Below are 11,443 nucleotides of genomic sequence, written 5' to 3'. Positions count from 1 at the left end.
CGGGGCTGGGGCGGGGGCCGGGGCCGGGGCCGGAAGCCGACGGGGCGTCCGTCAGCCGCGCCACCACTCCGCGAGGAGCCCGTACAGCAGGTCGTCCGTCCACTCGCCCTTGAGCCACGTGAAGGCCGGACGCAGGCCCTCACGACGGAAGCCGACTCGTTCGAGGAGCCGGGCGGAGGCGGCGTTGCGCAGGTCGCACTCGGCCGAGACCCGGCGCAGCCCGCGCCGCTCGAAGAGGTCGCCGAGCACGGCCCGTACCGCCTCGGTGGCGTACCCGCGTCCCTGCGCGGCCGGGGCGAGCGTGAATCCCAGGTCGGCCTGCATCCCGTTCGCGTCGAGCCGCACCCCGACGTCCCCGACGAGCAGCCCCGTCGCGCGCTCCTCCACCGCGTACTGGAACCAGCCGGGCGCCCCGGGATCGCCGGCCGCGAACTGCCGGACGAGTGCGTGAGCCTCCTCCTCGCCCACCGGGGCGGTCCACCCCTGGTAGCGCGCCACCTCGGGCACCGAGCGGTACGCGGCGAGCGCGGCGGCGTCCTCGGCGCGGAAACGGCGCAGGTGGAGGCGGGGGGTGACGAGGAGGGTCATGGGTCAAGTGTGACGGGCGGCGGCGCGTTCCCGGGAGAGCGGGGCCCGCGGGTCAGGCCGCCGGTCCCGTGCGGCGGGCGTAGGCACGGGCGGCGCGGGCGCGGTCGCCACAGCGCGTCGAGCACCAGTGGCGGCGGCGGCCGTGCTGGAGCAGGAAGCGGTTGCAGGGCGGAGAGGCGCAGGCGGCGAGGCGGTTTTTTTTTTGTTTGCCGCGAAGAGGTCCGCGGCGTCCGTCGCGAGCGCGGCGAGGGCGTGGTCGAGGGCCGCGTCCACGGGGTGCGGGGCCGCGCGGTGCAGGCCGCGCGCGGGGTCCCAGTACAGGAGCGGCACGGCGGGCGCGCGGGTCATCGCGTCGTTGACGGCGGCGAGCGCGGAGCGGTGCGGGGGGAGCCCGTCCGCGCGGGCGGCGAGGAGGGAGCGTACGTGCTCGCGCAGGGCGCGGAGCTGGGTCGCGCACTGCTCGCGCACGCCGATCCCGGCCGGGGCGAGCCCGTGCGCGGCGAGCCAGTCCTCGGCCTCGGCGGGGACGGCCAGGAGGTCGAGCGTACGGCCGCCGGGGAGGGCGATCGCGGTGTTGGCGAGGGCGAGGGCGGGGTGCGCGGACTCGCCGGGGGCGGGCGGCGGCGGCTCACCGGGAGCGGCCGGGGGCGGCTCGCTCCGGGCGTGCTCCCGCCGCTCCTCGTCGTACCCCTCGTCCGCGCTCACGCCGGACAGTCTACGGCGACAAGCTCACGGATGACATTGCGCGCATCCATGAGGAGGGTCTACCTTTCAGCTCACACCACCTCACGGATGCGATGCGCTTTATCCGTGAGAACTCATTCCGAAAGGCGTCCCATGACCGCGTCCACTTCTGCCGGGCCCGTCGCCGAAGCCGGTTTTCCCATCCGCGTCTTCGGCGGCCCCACCGCCTTCTTCACCTACGGCGGCATCCGCTTCCTCGTCGATCCCGCCTTCGACGAGCCGGGCGACTTCCCCGGCCCCGGCCCGCTGCTCACCAAGACCGCGCCCTCCCCCACCGCTCCCGGGGACCTCGGCCCGGTGGACGTCGTGCTGCTCTCGCACGACGAGCACGGCGACAACCTGGACGTCTCCGGCCGCGCGCTCCTGCCCTCCGCCGGTCTCGTCCTCACCACCCCCTCGGGGGCCGGGCGCCTCGGCGGCAACGCGCGCGGGCTCGCGGACTGGGAGTCGTACGACCTCGCCGGAGGCCGCGTGCGCGTCACGGGCGTGCCCGCCGTGCACGGTCCCGGCCCCCGCGAGCAGGTCGAGCCCCTGACGGGCCAGGTCGTCGGCTTCGTCCTCACGGGCGAGGGGCTGCCGACGGTCTACGTGAGCGGGGACAACGCCTCGCTCGACGCGGTCGCCGAGATCGCGGAGCGCGTCGGCCCGGTGGGCACGGCCCTCCTCTTCGCGGGCGCCCCCTCCATCCCGGCCCGCTTCGGCGGCGCCCCGCTGGTCCTGGACAGCGCGGGCGCGGCCGAGGCCACCCGTCTCCTGGACGCCCGCCGCGTCGTCCCCGTCCACTACGAGGGCTGGTCCCACTTCACGGAGGGCCGCACGGACCTGGAGGCGGCCTTCACGAAGGCGGACCTGGCGGACCGCCTGGACTGGGGCGTACGGGGCTGAGCCGTACGGGGCTGAGGCACGGCCCCACCACGAGGCACCCGCCGCGTCCGGGGGGCGGGTGCCTCGCGGGCCGGGGACGGCGGCTGCCTCGCGGGCCGGGGACGGCGGCTGCCTCGCGCGCCAAGGGGCGCCCCCCTGGCGCTCCGCTCTACGCGGCGTGGACCCCGGACCAGGCGGCGGTCCGGCACTGCCCGTCCGCGTCGCTCCCGGCCGCCAGCACCGTGCCGTCGGCGCGCAGGCCGAGGGTGTGCGCCGCGCCTGCCGCCACGGCGACCACGTCCCGCCAGCCCCCGACGTCGCACTGCCCGTGGCTGTTGTCCCCCGCCGCGAGTACCCGTCCGCAGGCGGTCACCGCGACGGTGTGGTGACTGCCCGCGTCGAGTGCCGCCACGTCCTCCCACCCGCCGACCTCGCACGCCCCGGAACCGGGGTCCCCGGTCGCCACCGCCCGCCCGTCGGCCCTCAGGCCGACGGTGTGGAGCGTCCCGGCGGAGACGGCGCGCAGGTCGCGCCACCCCTCGACGGCGCACTGCCCGCGCCGGTCGTTCCCGACTGCCAGCGCGGAACCGTCCGAGCGGAGGCCGACCGAGTGCCAGTCACCGCACGCGAGGGCGACCACCTCGCGACAGGACCATACGTCGCACTGCCCCTCCGCGCCCCGGCCGGCCGCCAGCACGCGGCCGTCGGCCAGCAGGCCGAGCGTGCGACGCCACCCGGCGGCCACGGCCGTGACGCCCTCCCACCCGGAGACCTCGCACTGCCCGTCCCCGTTCCAGCCGGTCGCGCGCACGGTGCCGTCCGCGCGGAGCCCCACCGTGTGGGAGCGGCCCGTGTTCCGCGCGGCATGGACGTTCCCAGCCGCGACGACGACGATCCCGCGCCACCGCCCGACACGGCATTCACCGGCGGCGGTCCCGCCGACTGCCAGCACGGTCCCGTCCCGGCGCCGCGCCACCGAATGACGCCTCCCGGCCGCCAGCGGCGACGCGTCGGCAGGCATTCCGCCTCCTCCTACGCGGCGGGCCGGGCGCTCTTCGCCATCGCGACGAGCCCGGCGAAGGCCGGGACGGCGACCCGGAGCACGGGACCGGCGGGCCGCTTCGAGTCACGCACGGGAACGACGCCGTGGGAGACGACGAGACCGGGAGCGACCTCGACGCACTCGCCGCCCTGACCGCTGTAGGAGGACGTGAACCAGTGAGGGAGTCGTGCCGCCATGAGGTCTCTCCTCGCCTCGCGCATCACTGAACGCGCCAGCGGACGTGCCCGATGACGACACGGCAATACCCGTCACGCGACACGACGAAGCCCGCCGCCACCGACAGACCGCGACGGACCCCCAAGGACCGGCCAGCCCCTACGGGAGCAGGTCGGCCTGCCCCGCCCGCACGCTCGCCGCGAACAGCTCGTAGTCCTTGCGCGAGACGACCAGAACCTGAGCAGCCGGGTCGCCCACGTCCACGGAATCCCGCAACGCGACGACGCCATCGACAAACGCGACCTCCAGACAGTTGTCACCACCATTGGACAGTTCGCTCTTCGCCCACGCGGCGTTCGTGAGGTCAACCTTCTTGTTCATGTGTCGGGTCCTTCATGCAGTCCGGCGCCCCCACTTCGAAGTGTAGGAGCTGCGAATCAAGGCACGAGCGCTCTCCTCGATGACATCGAGGGGACGCTGCAATCGCCCCATCATCACGTCCGCCCCGCCGACGTCACGTCACAACGCCGACCCCTCCGGGACGCACCGCAGCCGGACGGGGTTCTCACACGTCACAACGGACTGGCGTGCGGGATCGCCGTCGCGCACGCACGGGTCTGGAGCAACCCCGGCACCACGTGCGGGTACGACTCCGCGCGCGAGGCCAGCTCTTCCAGATGGAGCCCGAGCACTCGGCCAGAATCCGCCGGTTGACCGGCCCGTCCGCACCGGCCGGGAAAATTGGCCACGACCCGCACAAGCAGAGCCCGTCGCCCCCCTGCCGGGGAGACGACGGGCTCTCGCGGATGCGGAACTCCAGGGGGTCATCCCTGGCGAACAGCCCCGAGGAACGAGGTGAAGGCACTGCGGCCGAAGGCGATCACGTCACCTTCAGGGCGCTTGCTGTCACGGACGGGGACGGTGCCGGTCAGGGGCGCCAAGTTGGCCGCGACCTCGACGCAATCGCCGCCTTGCCCACTGTAGGAGGAAGTACGCCATTCGAAAAAGGTGGTCATGTCAGGCCCTTCCGTAGTGTGTTGATCATGGCAACGGTATCCGCCGGCGGGAGCGCATCCCTGAGTAGCTGATGGTAGGCCGCCAGTCTCGGCACTACGTTTGCCGTCAATCTGTCCAGGTGCCCCCGGTGCGCCGACTCGGCGTAGGACATGAGCGACCGGTCGGGCATGGTCAGGATGGTGATCGGGAGGCGGAAGGGGCTGCGCGCCCCAGTAGCAAAGGGCGTCACCTGGAGGACGCTTGTCGGCCGTGCCGCGAAGTCGAGCAGGTGCCCCAACTGATCGCGCATGAGGCGAGCGTCCCCCATTCTTATGTGAAGGCACCCCTCGTCAAGCACGACAAAGGTAAATGGCGGAAGTGGGGAACGGTCCAGCACCTTCTGCCGTTCCAGCAGCAACGCCACTCGTTCGTCGGCCTGCTCCGGGGTCACCGCTCCTCGCCGCACGGCGTCCGCCTCGTAGGCGCGGGCGTACGCGGGAGTTTGCAGGAGGCCAGTCATCACACCGACCTCAAAGCGTCGAATCTCGGTTGCTCGCTGCTCGTGCTCCAGGAACTCCGCGACGCCCTCCAGCAACGGCCGATTCCTGAGCTTCGCCGTGCGGCGCACGAAAACGTCCCCCGTGCCGAACACGTGATCGCATCGTGCTGAGAATTGTTGAGTCGGGTCTCTGCGGCCCGTTTCGACCGCTGAGACGTGGCCGCCGCTGCACCCGAGGAGGTTGCCCAGGTGTTCCTGGGACCAGCCTCGCTCGTCGCGCAGCCTGCGCAGATACGCGCCGTAGGCGGCAGCACCCGAGGAAGTGGGGTCGAGCGACTTCCGGTTGACCATCAGCGGCCCCTTTTCACCAATCAGACGACGCAAGTTGATGAGGCACCCACGATAGGCCACCTTGGGACCATCGGTAGCCACTTCGCTACACAGAGGAGTGATCCCCTATGCCTGTCCACTCCCGGCAGTTGGGCGCCACGGCGCGGTCCGAGTCGGCCCCTCCCTCCGCCTGCCCGACCTGTCGCCGCCTCCGTGCGGAGGAACGCGAGGCCGTCGCCCGCGGGGATCAGTCCCGCGCCACCGACTGCCGCGTGCTCATCGCCCGCCACCCGCACGAGGGAGCGGCGAGGTGAGCGGCGCGGCCCCGGGCGCCGTCGCGGCGGCGGTCTCCGTCGGGGACACCCCCTACACCGTGGTGTCGCGGGGTGGGGACGTGCGCAAGGCCGTGCTGCTCGGGCGGGTGCCGGTGCTCGCGCATCACGAGGCGGCCGGCTGGTTGCGGAACGAGGCGTCGCGGCTCGCGGTGCGGCTCGATCCCGGGCCCGTGGCGCGGTGGCTCGCGCCGGGGCTCGTACGGCCCGTCGCGGCGCGGTGGCCCGACGCCCCGGCCGCGCTGCGCGCGTGGGCCGAGGACGCGGGGCGGCAGGCACGTGTACGGGAAGTGCTCGCCCCGGGCTGCCCGTTCACGTTGCGGTGCCCGGATGTCGGCGGCACGTGGTACGAGTTGGGCGCCCGGCCGATTCCCCCGAACGAGACCTGTGCCGCACGGAAGGCCGACGGCTGCGAGCCGGTGCCGGTCCTCCCCGACCGGTGTGACGCCGAGACGGACATCCCGGAGATCATGGGGATCTTCGCCAAGCGTGCGAGCCTCGGGGTACCGGGCGGGGCCGTCGTGCCCCGGACGCGCTGTGGTCTCGCCGCGCACGACGGGGTCGAACACATCGGCGTCGTGCGGCCGTTGCGCGAGGGGGCGGTGTGGGTCACGTTCACGCGCGAGGTACCCCCGTACCAGGCCCGCCGCCTCCCGCCGTGCCCGCGCGAGCAGCCCGGCCCGCACCCGTGCGGCCTCTACCCCGGTCACCCCGGCAGGTGCGTGCCCGCGCCAACAGGCGCGCCCGCTTAGGAGCCCGCGCAGATAGGCGGCTGGTGGGACCGGTCGGCAGACGAGACAGGCGCAGGTTCCGTGATCATGGAGTTGCGACGCTCTGTGATCATTGGGGAGAACTGTGCCTGTGCTGCCATTCTGGCTGACCGAACCACTCCGGGACCAATTCGCCGCCCTGCTGCCGCAGCGGCCGGAGTTCAACCCGGCCCACCCGCTGGGCTGCCACCGACGCCGGATCAGCGACCGGATCGTCTTCGACAAGCTGCTCCAAGTCCTGTGATTCGGCTGCTCCTACGAGGCGATAGCGGACTCGACCTGCTCGGCCGCCACGATCCGCGGCCGCCACGACGAGTGGATCGAACTGGGCCTGTTCGCCCGCCTGAAGCAGATCGCCCTCCAGGCCTACGACCGCGTCGCAGGCCTCGTCCTCGACCAGATCGCCGTGGACGGCGCCATCACCAAGTCCCCTGGCGGCGGCGAAGCGGCCGGACGGTCACCTCTCGACCGCGGCAAGCAGGGCATGAAACGGTCCGCAATGACCGATGACTACGGCATCCCGCTCGGCCGCGTCCTGGCCGGCGCCAACCGCCACGACTCGCCGCTTCTGGCACCAACTCTCGACCTTCTGGGAGAACTTGGGCCGCTACCCGACGAGATCACCGCCCACCCGGACGCCGGCTACGACTCGGACAAGTCCCGTGCCGTGCTCGACGAGCGGAGGCTGCGCGGCCAGATCGCACGCAAGAGGACCAAGGCACCGGTCCAGGCCACCAGGCGATGGCATGTCGAGCGCGCCCACGCCTGGCAGAACGCCCCACCACCTCGCCCGCTGCTACGAACGCCGCACCAGTGTCGTCGAAGCCTTCTTCGACCTCGCCGACACGGTCATCACCATACGCAGTCTGATCCGCCGGGCCTGGACCACCCACCGCTGGGACACCCGCCCCCGACGCCGACCATGGCTGACACCCACCTGCGCGGCTTCCAACTCGTGGATGCCTTTTCATCACGCTCCTCCGACGTCCTTCGGCGAGCGGTGATCCAAATCCGGTCGCCGATGCCGGACGGGAATCCCCGGTCCGTCCTGCCTGGCGGACTCGGCTGGTGTTCAGACGTGTCGCCTCTTGGGGTACGGAGGCAGGGCATATCCCGGCAGCCGTACCTGGCGTGAATACACCGGCGGAGTGCCATCTGCGGGAGCGGGCTCTGTGTAGCACTCAAGAAGCAGGTCACCCCGCAGGTCGTCGAGTTCGTCGGGCGAATCTTCCAGCAGGGCGTTGGCCCACAGTTCGAGGGACGCGTCCTTCAGCGCATTGTTCGGAACCTGGCTGAACTCCCCGGGACCCATCACCGTCCACCCCGGCTCGCCGTCCGCACGGAACAGCAGCCGCCACCAATACGGCTGCCAGTAGGGCTTCTCCAACGAGAACCAGCTCCCGATTTCGTCGCGGACGGTGGCTGGTCGGTCAAAGTTGGACCGCCGCGCCTTGGTGCCGCTTCACAGTAGCTCCAGCATCCGGACATGACGGTGTGATTACCCTCTAACCAGACCTCGCTGATGTGATCATCACCATCCGTAGCCCGTGCCGAGGACGTGGACAGCCCACCGCTGAGACGACCGCCCGAACCGTCACCCAAGAGCGGACGCCTATCTGCGCGGCCCCTTAGGTGCTCGTATCTCCCGGCGCCGCTCGCGGGGCCTTCGTCACTCCGCTCCGTCGAGCAGCCGGAACGCGTTGCCGTCCGGGTCCGCCAGGACCGTGTGACCGGCCTCCCGCGTGAGGAGGCGGGCGCCGAGCGAGGTGAGGCGGGCCGCCTCGGCGTCGTACCCGGTCGGAACCTCCGGGACGAGGTCGGGGACGAAGCGGTCAGGTTCGGTGCGGGGCATGAGCGGGGGGCCGCCCCATGTGAACTTCGTTCCGCCGTACGGGGATTGGATCGCGGTTTCCTCGCCCTCGTCCCACACCAGGGGCCAGCCGAGCGCAGCGCTCCAGAAGACGCCCACGGCGTGGCTGCCGTCGCACGCCAGCGCGCCGATCCTGCCGCAGCCCGCGAGGAACCTGTTGCCCGGCTCGATCACGCAGAACTCGTTGCCCTCCGGGTCCGCGAGCACCCGGTGACCCTCCTCCGGGCGCTGCCCCACGTCCGTATGGCGTGCGCCGAGCGACAACGCGCGGGCGACGGTGACCTCTTGGCCCTCGGCCGACTCGCTCGTCAGGTCGAAGTGCTGCCGGTTCTGGCTCCGCTTGGCCCCCGCTCCCGGGCGGAAGCGGAGGGGGAGGCCGGGGTGGTCCGCTGGGGTGAACTCGTGTACCCCGCCGGGCCGTTCCCGTACTTCGCCGCCGCCCAGCAGCTCGTGCCAGAAGCGGGCGAGGCGTGCGGGGTCCTGGGCCGAGAGGCAGAGTGCGTCGAGGCGTGCGGTCATGGGGGTTCCGATCTGTCCGGGGACGTGCGGGGCGGTCACAGGCAGGCGAAGAGCGCCGCCAGCGGTGCCGGTACGCGTCCGGCCTCCAGCGCCTCCGTCAGGAGAGCGCCGTAACGGATCTTGCGACCGCTCGCCGTGCCGAGGAAGCGGTGGAGTTGGTCGTGCACGGGGCGGCCGAGCTGCGCGGGCTGTCGGCGGAAGGTCTGCCAGCGGCGCTCCTCACCGGCCGCCGCGACCACCTCCTCGGCGCGGTCCGTGCCGAGCGCGCGCAGGAGTTCGTCCTCCAGGCCGGCCACACAGACGTGCAGGGAGGGGTGGCGGACCTCCGCCCGCGCGAATCCCCGGACGTAGAAGGGCTCTTCGTTCGCGTCGCACAGTCCGGTCAGGCGCAGGCCGAGCCCGTGCGGGCCGAGCGCCTCCGCGTATGCGGTGATGCTCATGGCTCCGCCCATCGGCACGACGGCGATCCCCTCGGCGGGAAGGTCGCGGCCCTCGCGCGCCGCGAGGGCTTCGACGGCGGCGAGATCACTGAGCCCCTCGACGAGGACGGCGCCGCGGAAACCGTGGCCCGCCGCGAGGGGGGCGCCACCGGCCACCCGGGCGGCCAGCGCGGCACGGAACGCCTCGATGCCGGACGGCACGCCGGAACCGGGCGGCCGGGCGGGGCCGCTCACTTCGCCAGCACCGCCCGCACCGCCTCCTCCAGCGAGGTCGGCGGGCGGCCGAGGAGGTCGGCGAGGTCGTCCGTCCAGTGTTCCAGGGCGCCCGCGCGGATCTGCCCGTCGAGCCACCCGGCCGGTCCCGGCACGGGGCTGGTCCGCTCGGCGTACGCGACGGGCGCGCCGCTCACCCGCGTCAGGGTCGCGGCGAGCTGCTGGTACGTCCACGGAGCGCCCGTCAAGTCGTAGGCCGGGCCGGCACGTTCACCGGTGAGGACCCGTACCGCCGCCTCCGCGAGGTCGGCGCGCGAGGCGGTGTTGAGCCCGCGCCCGCCCGTACCGTCCTCCAGGACACCGGCCGCGACGGCCTCGCGCAGCCCCGCGTGGAGGAAGGCGTCGCTGTAGAAGGGGTGCCGCAGCATCGTGTACGGGAGCCCGCTCGCCTCGATGTGCCGCTCGGTCGCGTGGTGCGCCGCCGTCATGCCCTCGGCCCGCGTGTCCGCGCCGAGGAAGCTCGTGTACGCGAGGAGCCCGACACCCGCCGCACACGCCGCGTCCACCGCCGTGGCGTGCTGCGCCACGCGCCGCCCGGTCTCCAGCTCGGGCGAGGAGACGAGCAGCAGCCGCTCGGCCCCGGCGAAGGCGGCGCGCAGCGAGCCGGCGTCGTCGTAGTCCCCGTACCGCACCTCGGCGCCCGCGGCGGCGAGCCCGGCGGCTCGCTCCGGGTGCCGCACGACGGCGGCGACGGGCACTTCGCGCGCGAGCAGCCCTTCCACGACGAGATGCCCGTACTGCCCCGCGGCGGCGGTCACAACGATCACGGTGGCTCCCGAGGATGAGACGGCCCCCATCGTCGGCACCGCACGCCCGCCCCGCAAAGGGATTTCCGCGCGGACGCGGGAGCGGAGGGGAGTGTGGGGTCAGTCCGAGGTGTCGCGCGACGCGGCACGGCGGGCGACCGTTTCGGCCATGCCGGGGAGGAAGTCCTTGAAGAGGTCGTGCACTTCGTTGACGAGGGGGCGCAGGAGGCGGAAGCGGGAGAGGCGGACACCGTGGGCGGTGAGGCGGGCGCCGCGCTCGGCGAGGCGGTACGTCTTCTCGTTGCTCTCGGAGCGGTCGAAGACCCAGTACAGGACCAGGCCCATCTGCGCGAGCCACATCAACTCGGGCACGGCGTCCACGAGTTCCGGGGACACCTTCGCCCTGGAACCGGCAAGCACCTCGCGGTGGATGCCGAGCGAGACGCCTCGCGCCGACTCGGACTCGGGCGAGAACGGGCTCAGCGGACTCTCCGGGTCCGCCGCGTTCTTGAAGAACTGGCTCGCGAACTCGTGGTACGGAGCGGCGACTTCGAGCCACGCCGTCAGGACGCCGAGGAAGCGCCTCTCGAAGTCCCGCTCCTTGTCGAGCATTGGGCGCACGGCCACCGCGTGCTCGGCGACGATGCGGTCGTAGAACCCCTGGATGAGGTGTTCCTTGCCGCCGAAGTAGTAGTACGCGTTCCCGACCGAGACCCCGGCCTCCTGCGCGATGGCCCGCATGGTCGTCTTGTCGTACCCGCGCTCACGGAAGAGGCGGAGGGCGGTCTCGATGATCAGGGCCCGGGTCTGCTCGCCCTTGGGAGGGTTCTTCGGCCGGGCGGGGCTCCCGTTCTTGCCGTGGGCTGGGGCGGGGGCCTTGCCGGGGGCGGGGGGCTTGTCCGGGGCGAGGGCCTTGTCCGGGGCGGGCGCCTTTCCGGAGGCGTCGCCCTTGCCGGACGCGTCGGCCTCCGCGGCCCCCGCGGCCTTCCCGGCCGCCGTGTCGCCCTTCCCGGACTCCTCGCCCTTCCCCGTCTTCCCCGCCCTCCCGGTACGCGGCCCGGGGCCCGCGCCCTCCGGCTCCGGACCCCGCGCCTCTTCGCTGTTCATCTCGACCACGACACCCGACCCTAGGCCACCTCGCACCCTCCCCCGCAGTCCGGCCCCGCCCCCCTGTGCACCCAGCCCCGGTCCGGCAGGTACTCCCAGCCGTCCGCGCGGCGGTAGACCCCCGCGCCCCAGCCCTCGCGCCGCTG

At 72.9% G+C, this 11,443-nt stretch carries 14 protein-coding genes and 2 pseudogenes; 4 read left to right on the top strand and 12 right to left on the bottom strand.

Features of this window, described 5'->3' with window-relative positions:
• Window positions 1-51: 51 nt before the first annotated feature.
• Window positions 52-588 carry a GNAT family N-acetyltransferase gene (locus SSBG_RS19350; RefSeq protein WP_008747763.1) on the bottom strand — a complete coding sequence of 179 codons (537 nt, stop codon included), beginning with the start codon at window positions 586-588 and terminating at the stop codon, window positions 52-54.
• Window positions 589-640: 52 nt separating this feature from the next.
• Window positions 641-1,293, bottom strand: a pseudogene (locus SSBG_RS19345) (ABATE domain-containing protein).
• A gap of 132 nt (window positions 1,294-1,425) precedes the next feature.
• On the opposite strand from SSBG_RS19345, the gene SSBG_RS19340 reads away from it, so the two are divergent.
• Window positions 1,426-2,217: an MBL fold metallo-hydrolase gene (locus SSBG_RS19340; protein WP_008747761.1), complete on the top strand. Its 792-nt coding sequence runs from the start codon at window positions 1,426-1,428 to the stop codon at window positions 2,215-2,217.
• A gap of 148 nt (window positions 2,218-2,365) precedes the next feature.
• On the opposite strand, the gene SSBG_RS19335 is transcribed toward SSBG_RS19340, so the two are convergent.
• From SSBG_RS19335 to SSBG_RS19310, 5 genes are all read right to left on the bottom strand, one after another.
• On the bottom strand, window positions 2,366-3,217 hold the full coding sequence (locus SSBG_RS19335) for an RCC1 domain-containing protein (RefSeq protein WP_008747760.1): 852 nt from the start codon (window positions 3,215-3,217) through the stop codon (window positions 2,366-2,368).
• Window positions 3,218-3,228: 11 nt separating this feature from the next.
• On the bottom strand, window positions 3,229-3,435 hold the full coding sequence (locus tag SSBG_RS19330; RefSeq protein WP_008747759.1) for a DUF397 domain-containing protein: 207 nt from the start codon (window positions 3,433-3,435) through the stop codon (window positions 3,229-3,231).
• Between the two features lie 139 nt (window positions 3,436-3,574).
• Window positions 3,575-3,796, bottom strand: coding sequence for a DUF397 domain-containing protein (locus SSBG_RS19325; protein WP_008747758.1), 222 nt, complete (start codon window positions 3,794-3,796; stop codon window positions 3,575-3,577).
• A 443-nt stretch (window positions 3,797-4,239) separates the two neighbouring features.
• Window positions 4,240-4,431 carry a DUF397 domain-containing protein gene (locus SSBG_RS19315; protein WP_008747756.1) on the bottom strand — a complete coding sequence of 64 codons (192 nt, stop codon included), beginning with the start codon at window positions 4,429-4,431 and terminating at the stop codon, window positions 4,240-4,242.
• Window positions 4,428-5,261 (bottom strand): helix-turn-helix domain-containing protein, encoded by an 834-nt coding sequence (locus tag SSBG_RS19310; protein ID WP_008747755.1) that lies wholly within the window; start codon window positions 5,259-5,261, stop codon window positions 4,428-4,430. Before SSBG_RS19310 ends, SSBG_RS19315 begins: the two co-directional genes overlap by 4 nt.
• A gap of 107 nt (window positions 5,262-5,368) precedes the next feature.
• Here SSBG_RS19310 and SSBG_RS35880 point away from each other — a divergent pair, with 107 nt between their 5' ends.
• The 3 genes and pseudogenes from SSBG_RS35880 to SSBG_RS19295 form a co-directional block, all read left to right on the top strand.
• Window positions 5,369-5,554 carry a hypothetical protein gene (locus SSBG_RS35880; RefSeq protein ID WP_037870159.1) on the top strand — a complete coding sequence of 62 codons (186 nt, stop codon included), beginning with the start codon at window positions 5,369-5,371 and terminating at the stop codon, window positions 5,552-5,554.
• Window positions 5,551-6,324 carry a hypothetical protein gene (locus SSBG_RS19300; protein WP_008747754.1) on the top strand — a complete coding sequence of 258 codons (774 nt, stop codon included), beginning with the start codon at window positions 5,551-5,553 and terminating at the stop codon, window positions 6,322-6,324. Before SSBG_RS35880 ends, SSBG_RS19300 begins: the two co-directional genes overlap by 4 nt.
• Before the next feature lie 103 nt (window positions 6,325-6,427).
• A pseudogene (locus SSBG_RS19295) lies at window positions 6,428-7,265 on the top strand (IS5 family transposase); the annotation flags it as partial.
• Between the two features lie 149 nt (window positions 7,266-7,414).
• Here the strand turns inward: SSBG_RS19295 and SSBG_RS33330 are convergent.
• The 5 genes from SSBG_RS33330 to SSBG_RS19275 form a co-directional block, all read right to left on the bottom strand.
• Complete coding sequence (locus tag SSBG_RS33330) at window positions 7,415-7,729, bottom strand: hypothetical protein (protein WP_008747752.1); 315 nt, start codon at window positions 7,727-7,729, stop codon at window positions 7,415-7,417.
• A gap of 282 nt (window positions 7,730-8,011) precedes the next feature.
• Window positions 8,012-8,731, bottom strand: coding sequence for a VOC family protein (locus SSBG_RS19290; RefSeq protein ID WP_008747751.1), 720 nt, complete (start codon window positions 8,729-8,731; stop codon window positions 8,012-8,014).
• Between the two features lie 35 nt (window positions 8,732-8,766).
• Window positions 8,767-9,372 carry a TOPRIM nucleotidyl transferase/hydrolase domain-containing protein gene (locus tag SSBG_RS19285; protein ID WP_008747750.1) on the bottom strand — a complete coding sequence of 202 codons (606 nt, stop codon included), beginning with the start codon at window positions 9,370-9,372 and terminating at the stop codon, window positions 8,767-8,769.
• Window positions 9,373-9,401: 29 nt separating this feature from the next.
• On the bottom strand, window positions 9,402-10,202 hold the full coding sequence (locus tag SSBG_RS19280; RefSeq protein ID WP_037870157.1) for an NAD(P)H-binding protein: 801 nt from the start codon (window positions 10,200-10,202) through the stop codon (window positions 9,402-9,404).
• A 108-nt stretch (window positions 10,203-10,310) separates the two neighbouring features.
• Entirely contained in the window at window positions 10,311-11,297 is a 987-nt protein-coding gene (locus SSBG_RS19275; protein WP_008747748.1) for a TetR/AcrR family transcriptional regulator, read from the bottom strand.
• Window positions 11,298-11,443: the final 146 nt, after the last annotated feature.

The sequence above is a fragment of the Streptomyces sp. SPB074 genome (assembly GCF_000154905.1).
Classification (GTDB): domain Bacteria; phylum Actinomycetota; class Actinomycetes; order Streptomycetales; family Streptomycetaceae; genus Streptomyces.
The sequence above is the reverse complement of the archived record's forward strand: the minus strand, read 5'-3'. Positions and strand labels throughout refer to the sequence as shown.

Bases quoted from the DNA above. Each gene is read 5' to 3' on its own strand.
- SSBG_RS19335 (WP_008747760.1), bottom strand. From the start codon at position 3,217: ATGCCTGCCGACGCGTCGCCGCTGGCGGCCGGGAGGCGTCATTCGGTG.
- SSBG_RS19340 (WP_008747761.1), top strand. From the start codon at position 1,426: ATGACCGCGTCCACTTCTGCCGGGCCCGTCGCCGAAGCCGGTTTTCCC.
- SSBG_RS19325 (WP_008747758.1), bottom strand. From the start codon at position 3,796: ATGAACAAGAAGGTTGACCTCACGAACGCCGCGTGGGCGAAGAGCGAA.
- SSBG_RS19330 (WP_008747759.1), bottom strand. From the start codon at position 3,435: ATGGCGGCACGACTCCCTCACTGGTTCACGTCCTCCTACAGCGGTCAG.
- SSBG_RS19310 (WP_008747755.1), bottom strand. From the start codon at position 5,261: ATGGTCAACCGGAAGTCGCTCGACCCCACTTCCTCGGGTGCTGCCGCC.
- SSBG_RS19290 (WP_008747751.1), bottom strand. From the start codon at position 8,731: ATGACCGCACGCCTCGACGCACTCTGCCTCTCGGCCCAGGACCCCGCA.
- SSBG_RS35880 (WP_037870159.1), top strand. From the start codon at position 5,369: ATGCCTGTCCACTCCCGGCAGTTGGGCGCCACGGCGCGGTCCGAGTCG.
- SSBG_RS19315 (WP_008747756.1), bottom strand. From the start codon at position 4,431: ATGACCACCTTTTTCGAATGGCGTACTTCCTCCTACAGTGGGCAAGGC.
- SSBG_RS19350 (WP_008747763.1), bottom strand. From the start codon at position 588: ATGACCCTCCTCGTCACCCCCCGCCTCCACCTGCGCCGTTTCCGCGCC.
- SSBG_RS19275 (WP_008747748.1), bottom strand. From the start codon at position 11,297: ATGAACAGCGAAGAGGCGCGGGGTCCGGAGCCGGAGGGCGCGGGCCCC.